Origin of the sequence: Bradyrhizobium sp. B039, from assembly GCF_038965675.1 — a bacterium.
GTDB lineage: Bacteria > Pseudomonadota > Alphaproteobacteria > Rhizobiales > Xanthobacteraceae > Bradyrhizobium > Bradyrhizobium diazoefficiens.
The window spans coordinates 4,539,573-4,565,779 of the sequence record NZ_CP152416.1 but is presented as its reverse complement, the minus strand read 5'-3'; the positions used below and the strand labels follow the sequence as shown (position 1 = coordinate 4,565,779).

Sequence of the window (26,207 nt, the reverse complement as noted above, 5' to 3'; positions counted from 1 at the left end):
GGAAACTCTTCACGTGCAGCATCCCGGCCACACTTCTGATTCAGAACGGGATTTTAACGGGCTTTGGAGCGTCAGAAGACGAAGGCGGCGGCCCGTTCCAGCCCTGGGAGGACCGGCGCAGCGGCATCGAACAGCGCCCGATGGCCGAATTCGCCGTGGGTATGGGTCACGATCACGGCTCGCGGCGGCCGGGATTCGGCAGATACCCCCACCAGACGCCCGCCTTCCCTAAGCTGCCCGAGCAGCCCTTCCGGCGTCACCTCGACAGCGCCATTGAGGATAATGACATCATACGGTGCGGCAGAGGGGTCACCCTCGGTGCAGGAAGCGGCCTTGCAAGTGACATTGGTAAGCCCGAGGGCGGCGAAGGCGTCCTTGGCTTTGGCAACCAGGGCCGAATCGCATTCCGTCGCGGTAACCCGACCCGCCAGCTTGGCGGCCAATGCCGCGAGGTAGCCCGTGGCGCAGCCGACGACCAGCACGTTGTCACCCTCGCCGATCTCGGCTGCCTGGAGCAGCTTACCGGTCAGCTGCGGCTTGATCAGGAACCGCTTGCCACCGCCCTCGCTCACATCGAGGTCGAGGTCGAGATAGGCCAAGGCCCGGCGGCTGGCCGGCACGAAGGCCTCGCGCGGAACCGTGAGCATGGCGTCGAGGACACGGCGATCAGTGACGTCGTTGGTGCGCACCTGGCCATCGACCATTTTGAGGCGCGCGGTCGAGAAACCGGACATTTGCGGACCCTGAAATGCGGACGATGCCGCGGACGAAAGTTGCCGGCATCTTTGGAACATGCCCGGCGAAAACGCAACATGGCCGTTGGCCTCCGCCGGCCAACGCCTCCGCGACTCGCCGCATCAGGGGGCGATGGACTATTCGATCGTCACCGCGAGGCGGCCGATCAGAGCGGCGACCTCGTCCAGCCGCGCCGAATCGGGCGTCTCGACCGCGCGCGCCAGGCAGGCGATGCATTCGTCGTCGCTGAGCTCGGGAATGTCGGCCGGCAGAATCGAGGGAGCCAGGTGGGCACGGTCGATCTGGATGTGGGGCATGGGAATCAGCTCCGTAAGAGTCCGGCCCTGCCAAGCTTGATTTGAATTAAGTCGATTTGGTGCCAAGCCGCACGGAGGCGAAGCTGCGGTCGGGACACGTTTGCTTGAACACTATTCTGCGTCGGATTCGGGCACGCACCGTGTTGAGAGATGGCCCGAGCGACATCGCGCGCCACATCAAGGCACGACTGCAAGCTACTGAAATTAAGGCGGAATTTGGCTCCCCGGGCTGGATTCGAACCAGCGACCATCCGATTAACAGTCGGATGCTCTACCGCTGAGCTACCGAGGAAAAGGCGAACCGTTCGTTCGCGCGCGGCTGCGTATAACAAAGCCGGTTGCGCTTGCAAAGGACGAATTCGTCATCTTCCGCAACGCGCCTGAGGAAGGGCCGGACGGCCCCTCCTCCGGGCCATGTCGGGCGGAAAACTATTCGGCGACGAAGGACGTGGTCTTGGTGCCGGAATCGTAGCGCAGCCGCAGCGCGGTGAACTTGCAGAGGTTGACGTTCTTCCAGAGCACCGACTCGTCGTAGTTCTGCCAGTCGACGCGGATGTTCCAGACGCATCCCTCGTCGTCATCGTCGAACTCGACATAGGTGCTCGCCTGGTTCTGCAAAACCTTGTCGAGCTCGTTGTCCCATTCGTCCAGGCCATCGTCCGGCGCGTTGAAGCCCAGGAATTTGATGGCATAGCCGGTCTCGTTGACGACGGTGACGTTGCGGGCGTCCGCCGCGAACGACGGTGTGGCGGCGATCGAAAGACCGATCGCGACCAGTGCAGCCAGAAAATCCTTCATGTGAAATTCCCCCGATCGAAACAGGCTTTAAGCGCCTGACGTCGATCGGCGCAGGCGCCGCGGCAACCAATGGCGTTGCCTCCAACGGTTCGTCCAGAGCGTGATCGAAAGGTTCAACACGCCTCGATCAGCACTCCGGAGCCGTGCGCGACGCGAGACGCGCACGGGGATTTCTTATCGATTCGAATTCTCCGCAGCAATGAACGGGCGTTCATAGATCGGCGGCGTTCGTTTTCTCCGCCGCGGGCGCCGGCACCGCGGCACCGTTGCTCTTGCCCGTCACGGCGCCGACCAGCGCCTGCACGGGATCATCGCCCGGCGCAAAACCGCTCTGGCGCAGGATCTCGTCGATCATCGGACGCAGCGCGTGCACCTTGAGCAGCTCGCCCGCGAGCCCTTCGCCGAAGCCGACATTGCCTCCGCCGGCGCCATTGCCGCCGAATGCGCCGCCGGTGTGCAGGATGCGGACGTCCTTCAGGTTGGCGATCGGCTTGACCATCTCGGCGAGGGCCGACGGCATGATCTCGATCCGCTTCTTTGCGATCTCGAAGTCGATGACGTTGTTGCCGAGCTTGTTCTGCGCCTCGTTCTTCATGGTGATGACGGCAGCTTCCGCCTCGCCGATGTTCCGGACGCCGACCGCCTTGATCTTGTTGGACTCGGCCTCCGCCGTCGCCAGCGTCTTGGTGGCCTCGGCGCGATCGAGCGCGGCTCTCTTCTCGGCTTCGGCCGCCACGATCACCTCGGTCGACTTGCGCTCGGCCTCGGTGCGCGCGACAAGCACCTGGGTGAGACGGGCACGATCGGCGACCTCGACGGCACGCGCGGTCACGACCTTTTCCTCCGCGGAGACGGCGATCGCTTCGGCCGTCTTGGCCTCGGCGACGGCTTCCGAGGCCTGCTTGCTCTTGGCCGCGATCTGGATCTCGTTCTTCTGGGTCGCGATCTGGATCTCGCGCTGCGCGTCGGTCTTGCGCTTGTTGATCGCCAGATGATGGGTTTCGCACGTGCTCTACCCATCCTACGACCTTGCAGACACACCTTCGTGTCCTCGCGGCTCATCTCGCCCGAGCTTTGCTTCATCGCGACACCCTCCGATGTCAGAGGGCGCAGGGAAGGCCGGGTGCCGACTGGCACCCGAGGTCCACTGTGCGAAAGGTGGCTACAAAATCTGCACAGCGGCATACAGGTGAAGCCCAACACACGGCCTTCCCTGCGCAGTGGTTTGACGGCTTATGCCGCGCTCTCCCCGGGGAGCGATGCACTATTGCCCCCGTCGCCTTGCGGATCGCTGATGCGCGTGCCCGGTCGGGCCGCCGCATCACCACAAGACTTGGCGCACAGACCCCGGGCGCCAGGACGACACGGTTTTGCCGTACGCAGATCACACCGGTCGTGTGCGCGACGGCCTTCGCTCACGGTTGCCCGCCCTGCGATGCCCATCGCGCCGATGTGACTAGCGTCCACCGCAGCTCACCCCGCGTGTCGTGACGATCGCGATACGCCCCTCTGACCGGGATGAGGTGGCGCACGAATACGCCAAAGCCGAATTTCGGTAAAGTGGAATCTTTTCGCCTGAGCGGATTGACCCGCGGCTTGGGTGTCTTGCCCGACGGGCAACGCAAGGGATTGTGGGGTCGCAGGGTGGGTTAGCGCAGCGTAACCCCACCCTGTCTATCTCCGCAGAAGCAGAAGTGGTGGGTTACGCCAGCCGACCAGCGCTTCGCGCAGCCGCTCGGCTAACCCACCCTACAAAGCACACATGCCTCACGGCCGCCGGCACACCAGGTCGATCTCGATCAGCGCGTCATAGGCAAGCCCGGTGACGCCGACGCAGGTGCGGGCCGGCAGCCGGTCGGGCGCGAAGTAGGTGCGGTAGGTCTCGTTCATCGCGGCGTAGTCTTCCTTGAAACGCGTGAGGTAGATCCGCGTCATCACGACGTGCTCGAGGCCGAGATCGATGCCGGCCAAAACCACTTTCAGGTTCTCCATCACTGCTCGCGTCTGCGCCACGATGCCGTCGGGCAGCACGCCCGGCGACTGCGGCGTGTCCGGCATCTGGCCGGTGACGAAGACAAAGCCGTCGGTCTCGACGGCGTGGCTGAAGGGCGCGACCGGCTTCGGTCCGCCGCTGATCATGTGGAATTTCACTTGGGATATCCTTGGGGTTAGGAGGCGTTCTCGAACAGGCGCTTGCTGAGGATGGCGTGCACGCCCCAATTGCCATCGACGACTTGCGTGACGCCGAAATCGACGGCGGCCGACATCAGCGCGATCGCCTCGTCCTCGCTGAGGCCCTTCACGTTCATCAGGAAGCGCCGCATCTTGCGGAAGGCATCCTTCATGGCAAGGTCGAGCGAGGACTTGGCGTAGACCTCGCTCTGCCCCTGCGCGCCGAACTCGGCGAGATAGTTGGGATGGCTGAAGCCGGTCAACACCCAGTCGGTCGCGGTCTCGATCAGGGGATAGGAGAGATCGGCGAAAGGCTGGCCGGCAAGGTCGGCCTTCTTGTGCAGGATCACCTCGAAGGTGCCGGTCATCGAGCACTCGATCGCGGTGCCGCTGAGTTCGCCGTCGCCCTGGGCTGCGTGGGGATCGCCGACCGACAGCAGCGCGCCGGGGACGGAGACCGGAAGATAGACGGCCGCCCCCTTCCCCAGCCGCCAATTGTCGAGATTGCCGCCGAAATAGGACGGCGGCACGGAGTCGACGAAATCGACCTCGCGCGGCGCCACCGCGATCACGCCGAAATGCGGCCGCAAGGGAATGCGGATTCCGTCGAGCACGGCGTGGCGGCGCTTGATCGTGGCGGGCATGACGGGAATGCCGGGATAGTCGTAGGTCGCGTGCACCACGCCGAACGGATCGGTCTGGGGCTCCCAGCGGTAGGAATACAGCGCGCGGGCGTGCGGCGCGTCGGTGTCGTCAAATATCTCGTAGATCGTCACGGCTTCGCGCGGCTTCGGACCGCCGAGAAACTCGTTGTAGTGATAGCCCCACCACGCCGCGACCGAGGAGCCGAACACGCGGCCGGCATGGATCGGATTGCGGCTTGCGCGCGGCACGATGTCGAGGATGCGCACTTCCAGAACGTCGCCGGGCTGGGCGTCCTTCACCGCGACGGGCCCGGTGCAGATGTGCACGCCAAACCCCTCGCCGGCGCCGCGGCCGAACACGCTGGCATCCATCGGCCCTGCCCCGCGGCGATCGACGTTCTTTCGATCGCGCGTCCATCCGAACACGCTCTCGGCGCCGGCATCGCCCGCGATCATCATGTCGGGTGCGTCGGAGGCGTGTTGGGTCAGCGTCTCGATGGTGATGGTGTCACCCGAAGCGATCTCGATCTGTGGCGGCAGTGAGCGGCTGAAATAGCCCCAATGGACGCGGCTGGCCCCGACCGGGAGATGGTGATGCCTGCGCTCCGTTGTCGTGCGCTCCTCGGCGCCGGCACACGCGACGCTGCTGCGTGCCTCCACGCTTGGATGCACCCGGAGCTGCGCCAGCGCCTCCTGCGGCCAGCCACGCTGACCGGCGACGCCGTGCTGCGAGGTCGCCCGCTCCGCCTCCTGCTGGCGGAACTCGCGCGGCGGCAGGCCGAAGCGATGGCGGAAGGCGCGGCTGAAATGCGCGGAATCGCCAAAGCCATAGGCGTAGGCGATCTCCGAGATCGAGCGATGCGCCTCCGCCGGATTGGACAGGTCGGCCCAGGCGCGCTGGAGCCGGCGTTCGCGGACGTAGTGGGTGAAATTATCGCCGACCGTCTCGAACAGCTTTTGCAGGTAGCGCTCGGAAATCCCCTCGGCCTCAGCGACGCGCGCGGGCACCAGCTCGGGATCGTCGAGCCGGCGCTCGATGGTCTGGCAGATCCGGTGCAGGAGCGCCGCCTGTGTCGCGCTCGAGCCAGCCTCGGACGTCGAGGCCGCCAGTTGATGCGCGAGCGTCAGGAGGAGATCGACGAGGCTCTGCGCGACCGCATTCCATTCGGCATCGCTCAAGCTGTCGAGCGTGCGCGCGGTCGCATCGAGCAGGCGCGCGAACACATCGGCAAAGCCGCCGGGCGGCACGACGCGGGGCTCGCCGAGCCGCGGCTTGCCCGAGAAGCGCCCGTGCAGCGCTTCGGAGGTCACCGACAGCACGATCGCGCGCATGTCGCGCTGGAACACGATGCTCCAGTCCCCGATGCGCGGCAGCAGCACGAGATGTCCGACGGGAACGATGCGGTGGCCGCCGGCGCTCTTCAGCACCATGCCGTCCTCGACCGGCATCAGTGCGATCGGAATGTCTTCGTTGAATTGCGAGAGCGGACCGATGGTCTGCGCGCCCGCGGCCATGCGCGTCAGCGCGACGCCCGCAGTATGGCGATGCGATGCGGTTGCATGTCCGTCAAGGAAGGAATGGCCGGTCGCCGGTTGCAGGCCGACGGCAGCCAGCACGTCCCGCCAGGCTTCGGGGCGGTCGTCTTGCGCGTAGGACTCGCTCGTGAACGGCCGGAAGCTCATCGGATCAACCCAGATTGCAGTTGATCGAAGCAACCTCTGTGCCAGACGCACGCGATCCTCCGTCGCTGCGACGGGCCGCAAATGGGGCTCGTTGGTCATCTGCTCATTCCGAAAACAGTCTAACTTTCAACATGTTAGAGCATGATGAGCTCGTCTTGACGCTCGTCATTCCGGGGCGTGCCCAAAGCGCGAACCCGGAATCCATCGGGCGCAGAAGACGGTGGTGAAATGGATTCCGGGTTCGACGCTTTGCCTCGCCCCGGAATGACAAGACGGAGAGATCTAATCGCACCGGAAGATGTTCTTGCGGATCGTGCCGTGGACGCCCCAATTGGCATCGACCACCTGGGTGACCCCGAAATCGGCGCCGACCGACAGCAGCGAGATCGCCTCGTCCTCGCTGAGGCCGTGCACGGTCATCAGGAACCGGCGCAGCTTGCGGAACGCATCGCGCATCGCACGGTCGAGGCTACTGTGATTGGCGATCTCGGTTTGTGCGTCGGCCCCGAGCGCGGCGAGATAGTTCGGAAAGGTGAAGCCGTAGAACGACCAGGCCTGCTCGGTCTCGAGCATCGGATGGTCGAGGCCTTCCAGATTGGTGCCGGCCAGATCGGCCCTCTTGTGCAGGATGAATTCGAAATCGCCGGTCAGCGAGGTCTCGATCGCGGTGCCGCCGAGCTCGCTGTCGCCCTGGGCGGCGTGGGGATCGCCGACCGAGAAATAGGCGCCGGGAACCGCGACTGGATAGAACATTCGCGCGCCCTTGCCGATGCGCCAGTCGTCGATGTTGCCGCCAGTGTAGCTCGGCGGGATCGAGCTGACGAAATCGGCTTCCGACGGCGCAAGGCCCATGGTTCCGAAATGCAATCGTGCGGGCACCTTCATGCTCGCGAGGATGTTCTCGCGCTTCTTAATGGTGGCGTGGTCGACGCGGACCCCGGGATAGTCGATGGTCGGATGCACGATGCCATCAGGGTCGGTCTGCGGCGTCCAGACATAGTTGTACACCGCCTTCGCGTAGGGCTCGCCCGAGGTGTCGAGCTCGAAGATGGTGACGACCTCGCGCGGCTTCGGCTCCTCGATCAGGTCGTGGTAGTGAAAGCCCCAGTTCGCTGCGACATTGGAGCCGAAGCAGCGGCCGGCATGGCAGGCGCTGCAGCTCGGCCGCGGCCTGATATCGAGGATGCGCACTTCGAGAATGTCGCCGGGCTCGGCGCCTTCGATCGCGACTGGGCCGGTGAGGAGGTGCACGCCGATCCCCTCGCCCGCGCCGCGGATGAACGGGCCTTCGACGGGGCCCGAGCCGCGCCGCGCCACCGCCTTGTGCTCCCGCGTCCAACGGAACACGCTCTCGGCGCCGGGATCGCCCTGGATCATGCGCTCGTAATCGTCGTTGGCGTGATGGGTCAGCGTCTCGATGGTGGCGCGGTCGCCCGAGCGCAGCGTCAGGGCCGGAGCGACCGTCTTGGAGAAATAGCCCCAGTGAACGGTTTTCGGCGAAACCGGCAGCGTGAAATGCGTCATGAGGTGGCCTCTTCGGGAGTCTTGAGCCTTGTGGACACTGCGCTCATCGGACCGCCTCCGGTGTCTTGTCGGCTTCCATTACGCTGAGGAAACGCGCGGTGAGCGGATTGCGGGGGGTGGAGAGCACCTCGTGCGCCGGCCCCTCCTCGATGATCGTGCCGCCGCTCAAGAAGGCGACGCGGTCGGCTACTTCATCGGCGAAGCGGATCTGGTGCGTCGAGATGATCATGGTGAGGCCGTCGTCGATGGCGAGGCGCCGGATCACCTCCAGCACCTCGTTGACGAGCTCGGGATCGAGCGCGGAGGTCGGCTCGTCCAGCAGCAGCACGCTGGGGTTCGGCGCAAGCGCCCGCGCAATGGCGACGCGCTGCTGCTGGCCGCCGGAGAGATGCCGCGGCAGCGCATCGGCGCGGTGCGACAGCCCGACCCGGTCGAGGAGCTCGGTGGCGCGGCGCTCGGCATCGATCCGGGGCATGCCGTGGACCCATCGCAGAGGACCGGCGATGTTCTCCTTTGCCGACAGATGGGCAAACAGATTGAACTGCTGGAACACCATGCCGACGCCGACCGTCGCCCGCTCGTTGGCGATCGCCCGCGGCGACAGCAGCTTGCCGTCGTCGTCAAAACCGAGACGCCGGCCGCCGACGCGCACGGTGCCGGCGTCCCAGTTTTCGAGATGATTGATGCAGCGGAGCAGCGTGCTCTTGCCGGAGCCACTGGGGCCGAGCAGCGCGACCACCTCGCCGACGCGGACCGTGAGGTCGAGACCTCTAAGCACCTTTTGCTGGCCATAGCTCTTGGTGAGGTTCTTGGCCTCGACCGCGATGTTGTTGCGCGCGATCGTCGCGGCGCGGCGGGTGCGCTCCTCGCGGGTCAGCGCCAGCGGCGCGGTGTCCGCGAGCTCTGCCTGTGCGGGCTCCGGATCATCAACGGTGACGGCTGCAAGTTCGAGCTTGGTGCCGAGATCGACGCGCCGCCACGGCAGGTAATCAGCAAGCTTGCGCTCGCGGCCCTTGGCACGGTCGAGGTCGAGCAGCCATTCGACGAACAGCTGGATGACGCTGATGGTGGCGGTCAGCACGAGATACAGAAGGCCCGAGGCGAAGAAGATCGAGAAGAAGTCGAAGGTCGAGGACGCCAGCTGGGTCGAGCGCAGCGTCAGCTCCTGGACCGCGACGACGGAGGCGAGCGAGGAATTCTTCAGCGCGCTCACCGCCTCGTTGCCGAAGGCCGGGATCATGGTGCGGATCGCCTGCGGCGCGATCACCCGCCACATCAGGATCCGCGGCGTCATGCCGAGCGCCTGGCCGGCGGTCACCTGCCCGCGATCGACGCCGAGCACGCCGGCCCGCAGCATTTCGGCGATGAACGGCGCCTCGTTGCAGGCGAGCGCGAGGCCGGCAGCCAGCACCGCCGGCAGCTTGATGCCGATATGCGGTAGCGCGTCGTAGGCGAACACCATCTGGAGGATCAGCGGCGTGCCGCGGAAGATCACGGTGTAGGCCCTGGCGATCGCCGCCAGCAGCCAGAAGCGGGAGAGCTGCATGCCGGCGAGGATCAATCCGAGGATCAATCCGCCGCCGAGCCCGAGGGCGGTCACCTCGAGGGTGAGCTCGATGCCCTCGAGCAGATACGGCATGCTCAGGTAATGGAGGAACAGCGACATCAGTCAGCCGTCAGGATGTCCGGCTCCTTGAAGTTGTTCACGTCGAGCCCATGCTTCTTGAGAAGCTCCATATGCGTGCCGGCCTTCTGCACCTCGATCAGCGCGGCGAGCACGGCGTCGCGGAATTTCGGCTTGTCCTTCGGGACGGCAATGCCGACCGAATACGGGATCGTCACCGCGATCGCCTTCTCCAACTTGTCCGGATAGGCCTTCACCGCGCTGTCGACGGTGTTGACGTCGTTGACATAGGTGTCGGCGCGGCCGGCGAGGATCGCCTGGATGCAGTTGGCGTTGTTGTCGTAGAGCTGGATGGTCGGCTCCGCCTTACCGGCCTTCTTGCATTCCGGGATCAGGGCCTGGATCAGGGGCACCTCGACATAGCCGGTGTTTTCCGCGGCAGCCGCACCGCACATCGACATGTTGATGCCGTTGATGCCCTTCGGATTGCCCTTGGCGACCAGCACGCCGTCGAACACCTTCGAATAGGTGATGAAGTCGGCGGCCTTGGCGCGCTCCTTGGTGGCGTAGATGTCGGAGATGACGATGTCGGCCTGTCCGGCGGCGAGCGTGGTCAGGAGCGCCGCGAACACCACGGGCTTGTAGGTCAGCTTGAAGCCGAGGCATTCGCCGATGGCTTCGCCAAGATCGATGTCGAAGCCGATATATTTGCTGGGATCCTTCGGGTCGATCGTCTCATAGCCCGGCGTGTGCGGGTTGATGGCGTTGACGAGCGTCTTGCCCTTCCAGTCCGGATATTTCTCCTGGAGCGCGGCGCAGGCGGCGGGCGCTGCGGCCTGCGCGCTGAGCGGTGCGGCGAGAACGCCGAGAGCGATGGCGGCGCCGAGCGCGGCCTTGTGCCACGGCAACGATGAGCGTGCGATCCCCCGCCGCACGTTCCTCCGTACGTGGGGCAATACCCGTCTCTCCATATCCAGCTCCTTCGAATTGTCATGGCACTGGCCATGTTCCAGATCTCGGGAGCGAGCCTAGGTGGAGTGCGCCGGGGAAAGCTTGTCCGCGGGCGTACAAAAAATTGGATGGAGGGGGCCCGCAATTTGGGCAAGCCGCTGCACAAAAACTGTTCGCAGGCTTTGCGCGCGGTGAACCGATATTCCGAATTCGGCGGAACCAAATGATCTCGTATCACGTAGGGGTCTGCACGATCAGGGAACCATTCGATTGGGTCATTTGACAGAGATGTGACGCGTTACGCGCGCATCTGCGTGCGATATCCGAAGCAAATCACCGCCCCTCCACAGCCTGTCCGCAGCATATCCACAGGGTGGCTATGCCGGATTCGCGAGGCCGCACGAGCCACTTGCTGCGCACAAACTCACAGACCCGCTATGTCAGCCGCCGGCCTGATCGAACACGGAGCGGCAAGCCTCGCTCAAGCTTGACCGGTTACGGCGCAGGCAGGCCGTGATGGCGCGGACATTGGGGATCTCGCCGGCGCAGAGCCGGTAGACGTCGGGGGTGCAGGCCCGGCGCTGCTCCGCCGTTCCCTGCTGCGCGTGAGCCGCGGAGGCAAACAGCGTCAGGAACAGTCCGACCGTGGAGGCGCGGCGCGCCCGGCTCTTCACACCCGCAAACCGCAAGAACCTTGCCTTCATGACGAAGTCTCCTGTCTGCGCTGCCCGCGTTGGCCGGTGTGTGCAGGGGTAGGAGAAATAAATCGCGGAGAATGTGATCCCTTTCACACTGGCAGCCAGCCCGGGACGCCTAAGTTCCCGCGGGGATTTTCAGGAATCGCTAACCATACGGGACCTGATCGCCGGATCGTTAAAATGCGAACGATCGGCTCAATCGGGCAACAAACCGGCTTTGCGACATTGCGCCATCCGCGTTCCGGAGGGTGCGATGAGCGAAGCCGAATTCAACTTGCTGCTGGATGCCGTCCGCGACGCCATCGTCCATGACGATTTTGCGCCCGCGCCGGAGGAGGAATTCGTGCCCCGCTCGTGGAGCTTCGACGCAACGCCCAAAGCCGCCAATGACAATGAGGGCGCCTGGCCCATGCTGCCGTTCCCGGACGGCTGGTACGCGGCCTGCTGAGGCCACCTTCACCGTGAACGGATGCGCCCGCCTGCTGGGCGGTTTGGCATCGCCATGCGCCGGGACCCGGCGCGGCCACGATCAATTCTTGACGCGCTCCTCGCCGTCCTGCGGCACCCGGTCGGGTGCGGCCGGCGGAAAGATGCTGTCATAGATCGCACGGGCCTCGCGAATGAGACGGGCCCGCTCCAGCTCGGATTTCGGGACAAATCGAACGACGTCGCTCACGTGCTCTCCAGCTTTCAGGGTTCGTGACGCATCACTTCGCAGATGCGAAGTCTATGCCATCGGGCCTGAATCGCTGGTTTCCGCCAAGCCCCGGGCAAACCCGGTGGCCGCGTCCCGCCCCACCGCGACAGCCGACGGCGAGCGGCATCGGTGGAACCTGCGCCGAATTTGATTTTTGGCTGAAAAATCAGAAGCTTGTGATGGAGGCCACGACCAGAATTGAACTGGTGTACACGGTTTTGCAGACCGTTGCGTAACCACTCCGCCACGTGGCCCCGTAAGGGCGGACCAATATAGGGGATCAATGGCTTAGGCAACCCCGACCGGGCGGCTAAGCCTTCGCGCCAGCGAGATATCGGCCGAGAATCTCCTCGGTCGCGCCGGCAGCGGCGAACCAGCAGGATCGCGCGGATGATGTTGGCCGACCTCAGGCTCGCTTGCCCCGCCGGACACCGCGCCGGCGGTCCTTGACCACCGGCTTCGGCGCCAGTTCAGGCATCTCCGCCTGCACCTCGCGATAGCGCGTCAGCATCCGCTCGAAGCTCGCATGCAGCGTCTCGGCGATGTCGGGGCGCCGCTCTAGGCCTGCCAGGATCGCAGCAGCCGCTTCGATGGTCGACAGCCCGTCCTTGCGCGGCTCCTTGCGCAGGCGCCCGTAGCGCGAGGGGCGCGACGGGTTGAGGATCACGCGCTGGCATTTGAGCATCCACGGATTGCGCCACCACAGCGCCTTGGCCTGGCTCCAGGTGCCGTCGAGCAGCACGACGCCTTCGAGCTTGCCGAGGATCGCGCGCTGGTTGTCCGCGACCTCGCCCTTTCGGTTGAGCGCGACGATCTCGGCCTCGGCTTCGAGATCGGCCGCGCGGGCCGAGCCAAGATAGAGCACGGCCCAGTGGGAGGCATTCTCGACCGGCTGCCCGAGCGCCTTGGACAGGCTCGGCCAGGACAGGCCGACGCGCACCACGGCATTGGGGAAATGCTTCGCGGTCAACCGCGCGGTACCGAGCGCCCTGTCCTGCTCCTGCGGATGCTGGAGGATCAGGAGCCCGAGGCGATTTTCGATGGGCGCGACGCTGTCGCAGATGCACAGCGGCATCGGCTTCTGGCAGTGCGGGCATTCGGGGATCGGGTCGGCCGGCGCGGCGGCGGTGGGGTTCGACATGGCCGCCGCTATACGCTTTGCACCGCGGTTCAACAACCTATTCCGCCGGTGCGGGCAGCGGACGCGGCCCTGTTCGCCGCCGCAGGCGGTCGATCAGCAGGTAGATAACGGGCGTGGTGTAGAGCGTCAGGATCTGCGAGACGAACAGGCCGCCGATGATGGTGATGCCGAGCGGACGGCGGAGCTCGGTGCCGGGCCCGGTCGCAACGACCAGCGGAATGCCGGCGAACAGCGCCGCCATCGTCGTCATCAGGATGGGGCGAAACCGGGCCTGGCAGGCCTCGAAGATCGCCTCCGCCGAGGACAGGCCGCGCTGGCGCTCGGCGTCGAGCGCGAAGTCCACCATCATGATGCCGTTCTTCTTGACGATGCCGATCAGGAGGATGATGCCGACGAAGGCGATCACCGTCAGCGGCGTGTTGGTGATCTGCAGGGCCAGCAGCGCGCCGAGGCCGGCCGAGGGCAGCGTCGAGATGATCGTGAGCGGATGGGCGAGGCTCTCATAGAGCACCCCTAACACGATATACATCGCCACCAGCGCGCCGAGGATCAGCAGCGGCTGGCGGCCGCTGGTCCTGGCAAAATCGCCGGCATTGCCGTCAAAACTGCCGCGGATACCTTCCGGCATATGCAGCTCCTCGACCGCCCGCTGGATGTTCTGCGTCGCAGCCTGGAGCGGCACGTCCGGCAGCAGGTTGAACGACACCGTGGTCGAAGGGAACGACTGCGAATGATAGACCGCGAGCGCGGCAAGGCCGCGCGTCGCGCGCACCACGGCCGACAGCGGCACCTGCACGTCGCCGGCGCCGGCGACATAGATGCGATCGAGGTTGGAAGGATCGACCTGGAATTTCGGGTCGATCTCCAGCACGGTCATGTACTGGTTACGCTGGGTGTAGATGATCGAGATCTGCCGCTGCGAGAACGCGTTGTTCAGCGCGTTGTCGATGTCCTGAACCTTGACGCCGAGCGCCGAGGCCTTCTGGCGGTCGATGCTGAGCGTCAGTTGAAGCCCGCCGGGATCGCGATCGCTGGAAATGTCGGTGATGCCTTCGACGCTCTCCATGCGCTTGGCGACGATCGGCGCCCATTTCTGCAACAGGTCGAGATCGGTCGAGGAGAGCGTGTACTGGTAGTCGGAATCGCTCTGCCGTCCGCCGGCGCGCACGTCCTGGGCGGCGAACATGAACAGGCGGATGCCGGGCACCGGGAACAGCGCGCGCCTGAGACGGTCGATCACGACCTGTGTCGAGACGTGGTCGCGCTCCTCCGGCGGCTTCAGGCTGATGAACATGGTGCCGCGGTTCGAGGTCGCCGCCCCCGGGCCCCCGCCTCCGCTGCCGACGGTCGAGCCGATGCCGGCCACGGCCGGATCCTGCATCACGATGTCGGCGAGCCGCTGCTGGAGGCTGAGCATCGACTGGAACGAGATGTCGGCCGAGGCCCGCGTCGCGCCGATGACGAAGCCGGAATCGTCGGTCGGGAAATAACCCTTGGGGACCTTGATGTAGAGCGTCACCGTGAGACCGATGGTGGCGAAGAACACCAGCAGCGTCAGCAGCGGGAATTCCAGCACGGTGCGCAGGGTGCGGGTGTAGAAGGCGACGATGCGCGACAGCGAGCCCTCGATCAGGCGATCGAACAGCGTCGCCGTGCCGGAGGTGGTCTGCCGGATGTAATGGGCGCAGATCATCGGCGTCACGGTCAGCGACACCAGCGTCGAGACCAGGATCGCGAAGGTGAGCGTCAGCGAGAATTCGCGCAGCAGGCGGCCGACGATGCCGTCCATGAAGATCAGTGGGGTGAAGGCGGCGATCAGCGACAGGCTGATCGACACCACGGTGAAGCCGATCTGCTTGGCCCCCTCCAGCGCCGCCTGGAACGGCCGCATGCCGTGCTCGAGATTGCGGAACATGTTCTCGATCATGACGATGGCGTCGTCGACCACGAAGCCGACGGAGATCGCGAGCGCCATCAGCGACAGATTGTCGATCGAGAAGCCCGCGACCCACATCCCGGCGCAGGTGCCGGCCAGCGCCAGCGGCACCGAGATTCCGGCCGCGATCGTCGGCGTCACGCGCCGCAGGAACACGAACACGACGAGCATCACGAGGATGGCGGTTGCCAGCAGCGTCCACTGCATGTCCAGGACGCTGGCGCGGATCGTGCTGGTGCGGTCGACCAGAGTGGAAATGTCCACGCCGGCCGGAATCCATTGCTTCAGCTCGGGGATCAGCGCCTTCACGCGGTCGACGGTGTCGATGACGTTGGCATCGCCCTGCTTGGTGATCTGGATCAGCACCGCCGGCTGCTTGTTGAACCAGGCGATCGAGCGGGCGTTGCGGACGGAGTCCTCGATTTCGGCGACGTCGGAAAGCCGGACGAAATTGCCGTTGGAGCTCTTGATGACGATGTCGCGGAACTCTTTCGCGGTGCGCATCTGCTTGTTCAGCGACAGCGTCTCGCTCTGGCGCTCGCCGTTGAAGATGCCGACGGGACCAAGCGGATTGGCGTTGACGATTGCGGTCCGCACGTCGTCGGTGGCGATGCCGGCGTTCGACAGCGCGACGGGGTTCAGCTGCACCCGCACGGCCGGCTGGTCGGCGCCGCTGACCGTCACGTCGCCGACCCCCGGCACCTGCGAGATGCGCTGCGCCAGCACCGTATCGGCGACGTCGTAGATCGCGCTCGCAGACAGTGTCTTCGAGGTCAGCGCCAGCACGAAGACGGGCGCGCCGGCCGTGTTCGCTTTCCGGAAGCGCGGCAGGGTCGGCAGATCGCTCGGCAGGTCCACCAACGAGGCGTTGATCGCGGCCTGCACGTCGCGCGCGGCCTTGTCGATGTTGCGGCCGATGTCGAACTGGAGCTGGATGTTGGTGACGCCGAGCGACGACGTCGAGGTGATCTGGTTGATGCCCGATATCTCGCCTAACCGCCGCTCCAGCGGCGAGGCCACAGTCGCCGCCATCACGGAAGGGTCGGCGCCGGGCCGGCTGGCCGAGACGAAGATGGCGGGGAAGTCGACGTTCGGGACCGAGGCGACGGGCAGGAACTCGTAGGCGACGACACCCAGCAGGAACAACCCGATCGACAGCAGCGTGGTCGCGACCGGGCGGCGGATGAAGGGCTCCGAGATCGATGCCATCACTGCATCCCCTCGGTTGCGCCCGCGACCGGCGGGCCGCCGGATTCGGCAGGCGGCAGCGCCTGCTCGAGGCGGCGGTTAATGCGGTCGAGCGCCAGGTAGATCACGGGCGTGGTGTACAGCGTCAGGAGCTGGCTCAGCAGCAGGCCGCCGATGATGGAGATGCCGAGCGGAAAGCGCAGCTCGGCGCCGGTGCCGCTCTCGATCGCCAGCGGCAGCGCGCCGAACAGCGCGGCCAGCGTCGTCATCATGATCGGGCGGAAGCGCAGGAGACACGCCTGCACGATCGCCTCGTTCGGCGACATCCCCTGCCCGCGCTCGGCCTCGAGCGCGAAGTCGATCATCATGATCGCGTTCTTCTTGACGATGCCCATCAGCAGGATGATGCCGATCAGGCCGATCACCGAGAGATCCTGTCCGCACAGGACCAGCGCCAGGATCGCGCCGACGCCGGCCGAGGGTAGCGTCGACAGGATGGTGATCGGATGGATGTAGCTCTCATAGAGCACGCCGAGCACGATGTAGATCGTGATGACGGCGGCGAGCAGCAGCCAGGGCTGGCCGGCGAGCGCCTTGGCGAATTCGGCGGCATCGCCGGCATAGACCCCGACGATGCTGTTGGGCATTTCGATGCGGGTCTCGATCGTCTTCACCGCTTCGACGGCATCGCCGAGGGCTGCGCCCGGCGCGAGGTTGAAGCTGAGCGAGATCGCCGGGAATTGCGCCTGGTGCGAGATCGCCAGCGGCGCCGTGGTGCGCTTCAGCGTCGCCACCGCCGACAGCGGCACCTGGGCGTTGGGCGCGCCGACGATGGCGCTCGCGGCGCCCGGCAAATAGAGCTTTGACAGGATCGAGGGATCGCGCTGGTACATCGGCAACGCCTCCAGCACGACGCGGTACTGGTTGGCCTGGCCGTAGATGGTCGATATCTGCCGCTGCGCGAAGGCGTCGTTCAGCGTGTCGGTGATGCCTTGCAGGCTCACGCCGAGCTGGCCCGCCCGCGTTCGATCCACATCGAGCTGCGCCCGCAGGCCGCCCTCCTGCGCCTCCGAGGAAACGTCGCGGAACAAGGGATCGCGCCGCATCTCCGCAACCAGCTTGCGCGCCCATTCAGACACCAGCGCCGCATCGGTGCCGGTCAGCGTGTACTGGTATTGCGAGCGGCTCGACTGGGTCGAGATCTGCACGTCCTGCACCGGCTGGAAATAGACGGTCATGCCGGGGATGCCCGACACCCTCTGCTTCAGCCGGGTCACGACCACGCTGACGTCGTCACGCCGCTCGCCGCGCGGTTTCAAGGTCATGACGAGACGGCCGACATTGGTGGTCGGATTGACCGAGCCGGCGCCGATCACCGAGACGACGCCGACCACGTCGGGGTCTGCCTTGATGGCGTCGGCGGCCTCGGCCTGCCGCTTCTGCATCTCCGCGAACGAGACGTCGGGTCCGGCCTCCGTCACCGCCGTGATCGAGGCGGTGTCCTGAAGCGGCAGGAAGCCCTTTGGCGCCACGACGTAGAGGACGAGGGTTGCGATCAGCGTGGCGAAGGTCACGACCAGCGTGGCGCGCTGGCGCTCCAGAACCCAGAGCAGCGTGCGGTGATAGAACTCGACGGTGCGGTCGATGAAGCGGCTGATCGCAGCGAGGCCCGGCACCGCCACTTCCTCATGGGCGTGCCTCAGCAGCCGCGAGCACATCATCGGCGTCAGCGTCAGCGAGACCACGGCCGAGGTCACGACCGCGATCGTCAGCGTCAGCGCGAATTCGCGGAACATGCGCCCGACGAGGCCCGACATGAACAGAAGCGGGATGAACACCGCGATCAGCGACACCGTCAGCGAGATCACCGTGAAGCCGATTTCGCTCGCGCCTTTCAGCGAAGCCTCCATCGGCCCGTCGCCATTCTCCATGTGGCGGACGATGTTCTCGATCATCACGATGGCGTCGTCGACCACGAAGCCGGTGCCGATCGTAAGCGCCATCAGCGACAGATTGTCGAGGCTGAAGCCGGCAAAATACATGATGCCGAAGCTCGTGATCAGCGACAGCGGCAACGCCACGCCCGCGATCAGCGTGGCCCTGAGCGAGCGCAGGAACAGCAGCACCACCAGCGTCACCAGCACGACGCTGAGGATCAGCGTGAACTGCACGTCGCGCACCGAGGCGCGGATGGTGACGGTGCGGTCGGAGACGATGGTGAGGTTCACGCCGGCCGGGATCGCGCGCTGGACCTTCGGGATTTCGGCGCGGATCTGGCTGACGACGTCGATGACGTTGGCGCCGGGTTGGCGCTGGATGTCGATGATGACGGCCGGCGTGCCCTGGTACCAGCCGCCAGTGCGGTCGTTCTCCAGGCCATCGACGATCTGCGCGACGTCGGCGATCGTGACCGGCGAGCCGTTGCGATAGGCGATGATGACAGGCTTGTAGGCCTCGGCGGCGGCGATCTGGTCGTTGGCGGCGATGATGTAGGATTGCTGCGCGCCGTCGAGCGAGCCCTTCGGACCCGAGACGTTGGCATTGGCGATCGCGGTGCGCAGATCCTCCATAGCGATGCCATAGGCCGCCAGCCGCGCCAGATCCGCCTGGATGCGCACGGCCGGCTTCAGCCCGCCGAGCACGGAGACGCGCCCGACGCCGGAGATCTGGCTCAGCCGTTGCGCCAGAAGCGTATCGGCGATGTCGCTCATCGCCCGCAGCGAGATCGTGTCCGAACGCAGCGCCAGCGTCATGACAGGCGCATCCGCCGGGTTCACCTTGGCGTAGGTCGGCGGATATGGCAGCGTCTTGGGCAGCACGCCGGCTGCGGCGTTGATCGCGGCCTGGACGTCCTGGGTCGCGCCGTCGATGTCGCGGTTGAGGTCGAACTGGAGCGAGATCTGGCTGACGCCGAACGAGCTCGTCGAGTTCATCGCCGACAGCGACGGGATCTGGCCGAGCTGCCGCTCCAGCGGCGCGGTGATCAGCGAGGCGATCACGTCGGGGCTGGCGCCCGGCAGCTGCGTCGTCACCTGCACGGTCGGGAAGTCGACCTGCGGCAGCGCCGAGACCGGGAGCGAGAAATAGCCCAGCAGCCCGCCGATCAGGAGCGCGATGCCGAGCAGCGAGGTCGCGATGGGACGGCGGATGAAGGGTTCGGAGACACCCATGGGATGCGCCTGCCGCTCAGGCGGCTGTTGTCGGGATCATGGCTGCTTGGCTCCACTTCCCGTTGCCCCGGGTCCCGGTGCCGGCCCGGTCTGTCCCTTCTGGTCGCCTTCGCTGCTGCTCCGCTTGGCGCGGGGCTCGCCGTCCTTTTGGCCGTCCTTGGCGCCATCCTTTTTCTGAGCGTCCGGCCCGCGCGAGCGCTTGCGCGGCGCGAGGTCGGCCGACGGCGTCTGGTCGTCGCGTCCGACGACGACCTTTGAGCCATCGGACAGATTGGCAAAGCCTGTCGTCACGACGCGGTCGTTCGCCGACAGGCCGCTAGCGATGACGGCGTCATGCTCGTTCTGCTGGGTCACCGTCACGGGCTTGGCCGAGACGACGTTGTCTTCGCCGATGACATAGCTGAAGGTGCCGATCGGACCGCGCTGGACCGCCGACGTCGGGACGACCAGCGCCTGCATCAAGGTCTCGACCTTGAGGCGGACATTGACGAACTGGCCCGGCCAGAGCTGGTAATTGGCGTTGGGGAACTCAGCCTTGAGCCTGAGCGTGCCGGTGGTCTGGTCGACCTGGTTGTCGATGCCGGTCAGCTTGCCGGTGTCGATCACGGTGACGCCGTCGTTGCCGAACACGTCGACCGCGAGCGCGCCCTTGGCGGCGGCCGCATTGACTCGCATGATCTGCTGCTGCGGCAGGCTGAACCACACCGCGATCGGCTGCAATTGCGTGATGACGACGAGGCCGGTGGTGTCGGCGGCGTGGATGATGTTGCCCTGGTCGACCTGGCGCAGGCCGGCGCGCCCCGAGATCGGCGCAACGATCTTGGTATAGCTCAGCGTCGCCGCCGCATTGTCGATCGCGGCCTGGTCGGCCTTCACCAGCGCCTCGGTCTGGGCGACCAGCGCGCGCTGCGTATCGGCCTGCTGCTTGGAGCCGGCGTTGGAGGCGGCGAGCTGCTCGTAGCGGGTGAGGTCAATGCGCTGGTTGGCGAGCTGGGCCTGGTCCTGCGCCTTCTTGGCGACCGCCTGATCGTACGTCGCCTGATAGAGCGCTGGATCGATCTCGCCGACCACGTCGCCCTTCTTGACGTCCTGGCCTTCGGTGAAATTGACCGCGATCAGCTTGCCGTCGACCTGCGAGCGCACGGTCACGGTGTTGAGCGCGCGGATCGCGCCGACGCCGTCGAGATAGACCGGGACGTCCTGGATGCGGGGCGTTGCCGCCAGCACCGGCACCGGCAGATCGGGGCGCTGGTTGCGGCCGTTCGCCTGCTGCGGCTGCTGATGCCACACGGTCCAGCCGAGATAGCCGAGGCCGCCGAGGATCGCGAGCGTGACCAGAGTCAGGATGAAGCCGCCGCGCGACGATTTCCTCACCGTCCCCGCCTTCGCGTCAACCTTCTTATCCGGCTTAAAGAGCATTGACCGGTTTCTCCATCCTCGGTTCCCAGCCGCCGCCGAGCGCCTGATACAGGCTGACGATGGCGAGAAGCCGTGCGAGTTGGGCCTGCGACAGCGCGTCTTCCGCCTGGAACAGGGTCAGCTGGGTGTTGAGCACGGTCACGATATCGGCGGTGCCGGCGCGCAATTGCTGCTCCGACAGATCGAACGCGCGCCGCGAGGCGGTGACGACATCGCGCTGCAATTGCAGCTTGATCGTAGTCTGCTTGATCGAGAACAGCGCATTGTCGACGTCGGCGAAGGCCTGGACGATGGTCTTGCGGTAGGTCTGGAGCAGTTCGTCCTGCCGCGCCTTGGCAAATTCGAAATTGCCGAGGATCTTGCCGCCGTCGAAGATCGGCTGGGTGGCACTGCCGACCAGCTGGAAGAAGGCCGCATGCGGCTGGAACAGCGACACCAGCGCCGAGCTCTGATAGCCGCCATTGCCGGTGAGCTGGATGGTCGGAAAGAACTGCGCGCGGGCATTGCCGATGTTCGCGGTCGCCGAGGCGAGCTGCGCCTCCTGCCGGCGGATGTCCGGCCGCTGCGTCAGCAGCTCCGACGGCAGGCCGGGCGTCACGCGCGGGATCGCGATCCGGTCCAGGGAGCCGCCGAGCACGCGCACGCTCTCGGGCGGGCGCGAGACCAGCACGGCGAGCGCGTTGACGTTCTGGTCGAGCGTCTGGCGCAGCGGCGGCACCAGCGCCTTCTGGTTGGCGACCACGCTCTCCTGCTGGGCAACGTCGAGATCGGTGCCGGTGCCGGCCTTGCGACGCTCCTTGACGGCATCGAGGATGCGTTGCGCGCTCGCGATGTTGCGCTGGGAGGTCCTGAGGCGATCCTGCGAGGTCAGCACCTGGAAATACGCGTTGGCGACACTCGCCAGTGTCGTGAGCGCGACGACGTCACGATCGAAGCGGTTGGCGTTCGCTGTCTCCTCCGCGGTCTGGAGTGCGTCGCGATTCTGGCCCCAGAAATCGAGTTGGTAGCTCGCGCTGAGCGAAGCCGAATAATTGACGACCTCGCGGCCGCCGTTGGTGAGACCCGAGGACGACGAGCCCGAGGTGCGTGAATAGGTTTCCGATCCGCCGGTCGACACGCTCGGCAGCAGCGCAGCGCCCGCCTGCCGCGCCTGGGCGTCCGCCTGGACGATGCGCGAGACGGCGGCGGCGATGTCGAGGTTGACGGTCTGCGCCTCCTCTATCAGCTGCGTCAGCTCGGCGGAACGGAAGCCGCGCCACCAATCCAGCGACGGCGGCGTATCCCCCTTCCCGGCGTATTTGTACTGCGTGGGAACATCGAGCGCGGGATCCGGAAGATCCTGCGTCAACACGCAACCGCCTGAACCGGCGGCGAGGCACAGCACCGCAAGCCAGCGCGCCGCACGACGCGTCCGGGACGCAGAACCTAGAGACCGCCGCATGACGGTCGCCAGAACATGCTGTGTCACTTCCACCCCCCGCCGGGCAGACCGAGCCGCCACCGCGCAGCCGGATTAACCGATTCGCGGCCGGACAGTCGGGGGGCTTTGTGTAGCTCGATCACAACGGTGATGCTTTCAGCGGAACTTTGAGCTTCATACTAGCCGGGCGCGGAACAGCGGGACAGTCCCGCAGGTGCGAGATGGCGACCCGGATGCGCGGATATCCGCGCCATGAAAGTGCAAGATATGGCTGTCTTGCAAAGACTTCTCGTATTTTTCCGCCATCGCGAAGCGGATTCAAGCTTACCAAGATTTCATGTGATATTGGCGCCACACCCACACGGATCCGTTTGATCCGGCGGAGCATTGGTCGGCAACAAGCTTTATGCGGCTTTGGCTCCACCTCAAACCACGGCGGGCCATCGTCACGAAGCCGGCAGTGATCGAGAAGGAATATGCAGCTGTTGTGCAGATGTGTCGTCCGCCATCTCGCCCCGGCGGAGATTGGGCGCCAAGGTTCATCGCGACGACCATTATCTTCCATGCCCTGACAGTTGTCGGACAAATCATTCCACCGAAATCCGGCGCCGCAGCTCAGGATCGCCCGCGCTCATCTTCCCCCGAAATATGGTTGCCCGGAGGGGCACTTCCACCCGTTTCGCCGCAGCGCAAAAGCCTTCCCCTTTGGCCTCCCAGGCACTAGGTTCTGGCCAACCTGATCAACCCCTTGCCAGTGATTTCCCCCTGACATGACCATTCGAAACGACGTTGTCGAAGCCATTGGCAACACCCCGCTGATCAAGCTCAAGCGCGCCTCGGAGGCGACCGGCTGCACCATTCTGGGCAAGGCCGAGTTCATGAATCCCGGCCAGTCGGTGAAGGACCGCGCCGGCAAGTGGATGATCCTGGAGGCCGAGAAGCGCGGCGAGCTCAAGCCCGGCGGCCTCGTGGTGGAAGCGACCGCCGGCAATACCGGCATCGGGCTCGCGGTCGTGGCGAGTGCGCGCGGCTATCGCACGCTGATCGTGATCCCGGAGACGCAGAGCCAGGAGAAGAAGGACTTTCTCAAGCTGTGCGGCGCCGAGCTGATCGAGGTGCCGGCGCTTCCTTACGCCAATCCCAACAACTACCAGCATGTCGGCCGCCGGCTCGCCGACGAGCTGCGCAAGACCGAGCCTAACGGCGTGCTGTTCGCCGACCAGTGGAACAATCTCGACAATGCGAAAGCGCATTACGAGTCCACGGGGCCGGAGATCTGGGAGCAGACCGGCGGCAAGGTCGACGGGTTCGTCTGCTCGGTCGGCAGCGGCGGCACGCTCGCCGGCGTCAGCCGCCTTCTGAAGGAAAAGAACAAGAACGTCCGGATCGCCTGCGCCGACCCGCACGGTGCCGGGATGTTCGAGTATTTCAGGACCGGCGAAGCCAAGGCGACGCCGGGCGGTTCGATCACCGAAGGTATCGGCCTCAACCGGGCGACCGCGATCGTCGAGAGCGCGAAGGTCGATGACGCCTATCTCATTCCCGACACTGACGCCGTCACGGAGATCTACGACCTGCTCCAGCACGAGGGCCTGTGCCTCGGCGGCTCGACCGGCATCAACATCGCCGGCGCGATACGCCTCGCCAAGCAGCTCGGCCCCGGCAAGACCATCGTCACCGTGCTCTGCGATTCCGGCAGCCGCTATCAGTCAAAACTGTTCAATGCGGACTTCATGCGCGCCAAGAACCTTCCGGTGCCGGAATGGCTGGAGAAGCGCAGCAACATCAAGCCGCCCTTCGTTTGATCGTCGCGGTTCGGCTGGTTCACGCCACCTCGCCGCGTTCCGAGGCAACCGCACAATAGTCGCGCCAGAACTGGCGATAACCCGCTTCGACCTCGCGCGTGTAGATCTCGACATTGCCGGCGGGCGAGGCCGCGATCTGAGCCGGCAAATCCGCGCGCAACTTCGCCAGATGAGCGGGCTGCGCCGCAAATTTGCACGCGATCGCGGCATAGCCCGCGTCGTCATCGGCAACCCAGTCGGCAAGACCGACGGCCGCCACGATGGAGGCACCGGCGCGCGAGGAGGCACCTTTACCGAGCTTGGCGACGACCGGAACGCCCGCATAGAGGGATTCCCAGGTGCTGACGCCGCCATTTTGCGGGAACGTGTCGAGCGAAATATCGACATTGGCAAAGGCCCGCAGATGCTCGGCGCGCGGGCTCGAGCCCAGGCAAGTGATGTTTGCTTCGGCGACGCCATGCGCCACGAACCGCGCGATCAGGCGGTCGCGCACCAAGGGATCGTCAAGCATAGTATGCTTGATGATGATTTTCGACCCGGTCACCTCACGCATGACGCGCGACCAAACGCGGATCGCCTCATCCGAAATCTTGTAAATCCGGTTGAACACGCCGAAGGTCACGTAGCCATTGCGGAGCATCGGAAGCTCCGAGGGCGGCACATCCAGGATCGGATCGATCGTGATCAGGCAGGGCAGATCATGGACCTTCTCGGCCAACAGATGGCGGGCCGATTGCGGAATGAAGACCGGATCCGCGAGCACATAGTCCATGGTCCGAAGGCCAGTGCCGGTCGCGTGTCCGAATCCAGAGACCTGGATGGGGGCCGGCTTCCGCGCAAAGACAGGGAGCCTGTTGCCGGTCGTGTGTCCGGACACGTCGATCAGGATATCGACCTTGTCGGCCTCGATGCGATCGGCCAATTGATCGTCCGAGAGCCGCCCGGCCTCGACCCAGACGTCCGCCAGCGACTCGAATTTGGCGGTCACTTCATCTCGTACCGGTGAGCACGAATAGCAGACGATTTCGAATTTGCTATGATCGTGATGAGCGAGCACTGGCAACAGCGTGAACCCTGCCGAGTGGAACCAGAACTCGGCAGCGACATAGCCGATCACGATCCTCCTGTCGGGATCGAACTGCCGGGGCGCGAGCTTCCTTTGCGCCAATTTGACGCCGATTGCGTCCCACCACTGCGTTCGGGCGGCCTGCTGAACAGCGAAATCGGCGTCGGAGAGATAGTCCAGGAAAAAGATCTTCCGCCCGATCAGGCTGGCATCCGTCACAATGGCCAGCGCGGCATCCAGCAATTCGATCGCCGGTGCGATCTCTCCCTGGTTTGCAAAACAAGCACTCATCAGCGCCATCGCGCTCGCGGAGCGCGGATTTTCCTCCAGCAACGTGGTGCAGGCCAGGATCGCCTGCGCCGTATTTCCCACGGCGAGCGAGACTTGCGCCTTCCCCTGCAAGGCAACCTCGAGCTTGGGCGAAATCGCAAGGGCTGCGTCAAAATCCGCAGCCGCCTGTTCCAACCTCGACATCTCAAAATTGAGCCGTCCGCGGTTCGCCAGGATCTTCGCCGAACCTGGCCTGATCGCGAGCGCCGCCTTGAGCGCGCCCTTTGCCTCGTCGAAGTTCTTGTGCTCGATATTGACCAAACCTTTGCCGACGAGCGCCTCCACGTTTCGCGGCTGAAACAGCAGCGCCCGCTCGAAACTTTGCCTGGCGCGATCAAGCTGGCGCAGCGCAAGCTCGGCCAGGCCACGGTTGCAGAACGCGTCGGCATAGTCAGGCTTTAGCCTGATCGCGCGATCGTACATCTCGATCGCCTGCTCGGGCAGGTTCATGTTGAGCAAGGTATTGCCGAGGCCGGTCAGGGCCGGCGTGAAATTCGGCTTCAGCGCGATCGCCTTCTCCTGACAGGCGCGAGCGGCCTCGAATTTCTGAAGAACGACGTACACGGCCGCGAGATTGTTGTGGGCCTCGTGCGAACGCGGATCGATCGCGATCGCGCGCTCGAGCAGCTGTTGCGCCTCTTCCAGGCGCCCGCCCTGTTGCACAGACAGGCCGAGCAGGTGCGTGGCGTCGAAATGATCCGGAACGGCTTGCACGATCTGGCGGCAGAGCGCCTCGGTCTCCGCATACCTGCCCTGGCCATAGGCGCTTGCCGCGGCAGAGATGACGGCGTCCGCCTGCTTTTTCAATTTCTTCTGCAATCGCGCATTCTGGAATGCGCGCGCGCCGGCGCTGCTCTGCAAGGTGTCTCTCCGGAAGATGGCCCGCGGC

Annotated in this window: 18 protein-coding genes, 2 tRNA genes and 1 pseudogene; 2 read left to right on the top strand and 19 right to left on the bottom strand. The window is 65.4% G+C overall.

Features of this window, described 5'->3' with window-relative positions:
* Positions 1 to 71: 71 nt before the first annotated feature.
* The 11 genes and pseudogenes from AAFG50_RS21315 to AAFG50_RS21265 all read right to left on the bottom strand — a co-directional run bounded on the left by AAFG50_RS21315 (position 72) and on the right by AAFG50_RS21265 (position 11,152).
* Positions 72 to 734, bottom strand: a complete 663-nt coding sequence (locus tag AAFG50_RS21315) for a protein-L-isoaspartate O-methyltransferase (protein WP_028174077.1) — start codon at positions 732 to 734, stop codon at positions 72 to 74.
* Between the two features lie 138 nt (positions 735 to 872).
* Entirely contained in the window at positions 873 to 1,052 is a 180-nt protein-coding gene (locus tag AAFG50_RS21310; protein ID WP_011087243.1) for a hypothetical protein, read from the bottom strand.
* 217 nt (positions 1,053 to 1,269) lie between these two features.
* Positions 1,270 to 1,344 (bottom strand) — tRNA-Asn (locus AAFG50_RS21305).
* A gap of 137 nt (positions 1,345 to 1,481) precedes the next feature.
* Positions 1,482 to 1,850, bottom strand: a complete 369-nt coding sequence (locus AAFG50_RS21300; RefSeq protein ID WP_028174078.1) for a hypothetical protein — start codon at positions 1,848 to 1,850, stop codon at positions 1,482 to 1,484.
* Positions 1,851 to 2,061: 211 nt separating this feature from the next.
* A pseudogene (locus AAFG50_RS21295) lies at positions 2,062 to 2,841 on the bottom strand (flotillin domain-containing protein); the annotation flags it as partial.
* A gap of 776 nt (positions 2,842 to 3,617) precedes the next feature.
* Complete coding sequence (locus AAFG50_RS21290; RefSeq protein ID WP_011087239.1) at positions 3,618 to 4,001, bottom strand: RidA family protein; 384 nt, start codon at positions 3,999 to 4,001, stop codon at positions 3,618 to 3,620.
* Positions 4,002 to 4,018: 17 nt separating this feature from the next.
* Positions 4,019 to 6,349 carry an acetamidase/formamidase family protein gene (locus tag AAFG50_RS21285; protein WP_028174079.1) on the bottom strand — a complete coding sequence of 777 codons (2,331 nt, stop codon included), beginning with the start codon at positions 6,347 to 6,349 and terminating at the stop codon, positions 4,019 to 4,021.
* A 282-nt stretch (positions 6,350 to 6,631) separates the two neighbouring features.
* Complete coding sequence (locus tag AAFG50_RS21280) at positions 6,632 to 7,873, bottom strand: acetamidase/formamidase family protein (RefSeq protein WP_028174080.1); 1,242 nt, start codon at positions 7,871 to 7,873, stop codon at positions 6,632 to 6,634.
* A gap of 43 nt (positions 7,874 to 7,916) precedes the next feature.
* Positions 7,917 to 9,539 (bottom strand): amino acid ABC transporter permease/ATP-binding protein, encoded by a 1,623-nt coding sequence (locus tag AAFG50_RS21275; protein ID WP_028174081.1) that lies wholly within the window; start codon positions 9,537 to 9,539, stop codon positions 7,917 to 7,919.
* Positions 9,539 to 10,468, bottom strand: a complete 930-nt coding sequence (locus AAFG50_RS21270) for an ABC transporter substrate-binding protein (protein ID WP_028174082.1) — start codon at positions 10,466 to 10,468, stop codon at positions 9,539 to 9,541. The genes AAFG50_RS21275 and AAFG50_RS21270 overlap by 1 nt, the downstream gene beginning before the upstream one ends.
* A gap of 420 nt (positions 10,469 to 10,888) precedes the next feature.
* Positions 10,889 to 11,152 carry a hypothetical protein gene (locus AAFG50_RS21265; RefSeq protein WP_028174083.1) on the bottom strand — a complete coding sequence of 88 codons (264 nt, stop codon included), beginning with the start codon at positions 11,150 to 11,152 and terminating at the stop codon, positions 10,889 to 10,891.
* 247 nt (positions 11,153 to 11,399) lie between these two features.
* Between AAFG50_RS21265 and AAFG50_RS21260 the strand changes: the two genes are divergently transcribed.
* Positions 11,400 to 11,594 carry a hypothetical protein gene (locus AAFG50_RS21260; protein ID WP_028174084.1) on the top strand — a complete coding sequence of 65 codons (195 nt, stop codon included), beginning with the start codon at positions 11,400 to 11,402 and terminating at the stop codon, positions 11,592 to 11,594.
* An 81-nt stretch (positions 11,595 to 11,675) separates the two neighbouring features.
* Here AAFG50_RS21260 and AAFG50_RS21255 read toward each other — a convergent pair whose 3' ends face one another.
* The 7 genes from AAFG50_RS21255 to AAFG50_RS21225 all read right to left on the bottom strand — a co-directional run bounded on the left by AAFG50_RS21255 (position 11,676) and on the right by AAFG50_RS21225 (position 22,138).
* Positions 11,676 to 11,822 (bottom strand): hypothetical protein, encoded by a 147-nt coding sequence (locus AAFG50_RS21255; protein WP_165448159.1) that lies wholly within the window; start codon positions 11,820 to 11,822, stop codon positions 11,676 to 11,678.
* 201 nt (positions 11,823 to 12,023) lie between these two features.
* Positions 12,024 to 12,097: transfer RNA gene (locus AAFG50_RS21250), tRNA-Cys, on the bottom strand.
* 152 nt (positions 12,098 to 12,249) lie between these two features.
* Complete coding sequence (locus AAFG50_RS21245; RefSeq protein ID WP_028174085.1) at positions 12,250 to 12,984, bottom strand: tRNA-uridine aminocarboxypropyltransferase; 735 nt, start codon at positions 12,982 to 12,984, stop codon at positions 12,250 to 12,252.
* A gap of 37 nt (positions 12,985 to 13,021) precedes the next feature.
* The gene (locus AAFG50_RS21240) at positions 13,022 to 16,129 is read right to left on the bottom strand and encodes an efflux RND transporter permease subunit (protein ID WP_028174086.1); all 3,108 of its coding nucleotides are present in this window, start codon (positions 16,127 to 16,129) and stop codon (positions 13,022 to 13,024) included.
* On the bottom strand, positions 16,129 to 19,278 hold the full coding sequence (locus AAFG50_RS21235; protein WP_028174087.1) for an efflux RND transporter permease subunit: 3,150 nt from the start codon (positions 19,276 to 19,278) through the stop codon (positions 16,129 to 16,131). Before AAFG50_RS21235 ends, AAFG50_RS21240 begins: the two co-directional genes overlap by 1 nt.
* Positions 19,279 to 19,314: 36 nt before the next feature.
* Positions 19,315 to 20,697: an efflux RND transporter periplasmic adaptor subunit gene (locus AAFG50_RS21230; RefSeq protein ID WP_028174088.1), complete on the bottom strand. Its 1,383-nt coding sequence runs from the start codon at positions 20,695 to 20,697 to the stop codon at positions 19,315 to 19,317.
* A complete protein-coding gene (locus tag AAFG50_RS21225) occupies positions 20,687 to 22,138 on the bottom strand; it encodes an efflux transporter outer membrane subunit (RefSeq protein WP_231166477.1) in 1,452 nt (483 codons plus the stop codon). The genes AAFG50_RS21230 and AAFG50_RS21225 overlap by 11 nt, the downstream gene beginning before the upstream one ends.
* 749 nt (positions 22,139 to 22,887) lie before the next feature.
* On the opposite strand from AAFG50_RS21225, the gene AAFG50_RS21220 reads away from it, so the two are divergent.
* Positions 22,888 to 23,922 carry a cysteine synthase A gene (locus tag AAFG50_RS21220; protein ID WP_028174090.1) on the top strand — a complete coding sequence of 345 codons (1,035 nt, stop codon included), beginning with the start codon at positions 22,888 to 22,890 and terminating at the stop codon, positions 23,920 to 23,922.
* 19 nt (positions 23,923 to 23,941) lie between these two features.
* Here AAFG50_RS21220 and AAFG50_RS21215 read toward each other — a convergent pair whose 3' ends face one another.
* Positions 23,942 to 26,179: a tetratricopeptide repeat protein gene (locus AAFG50_RS21215; RefSeq protein ID WP_028174091.1), complete on the bottom strand. Its 2,238-nt coding sequence runs from the start codon at positions 26,177 to 26,179 to the stop codon at positions 23,942 to 23,944.
* Positions 26,180 to 26,207 lie beyond the last annotated feature (28 nt).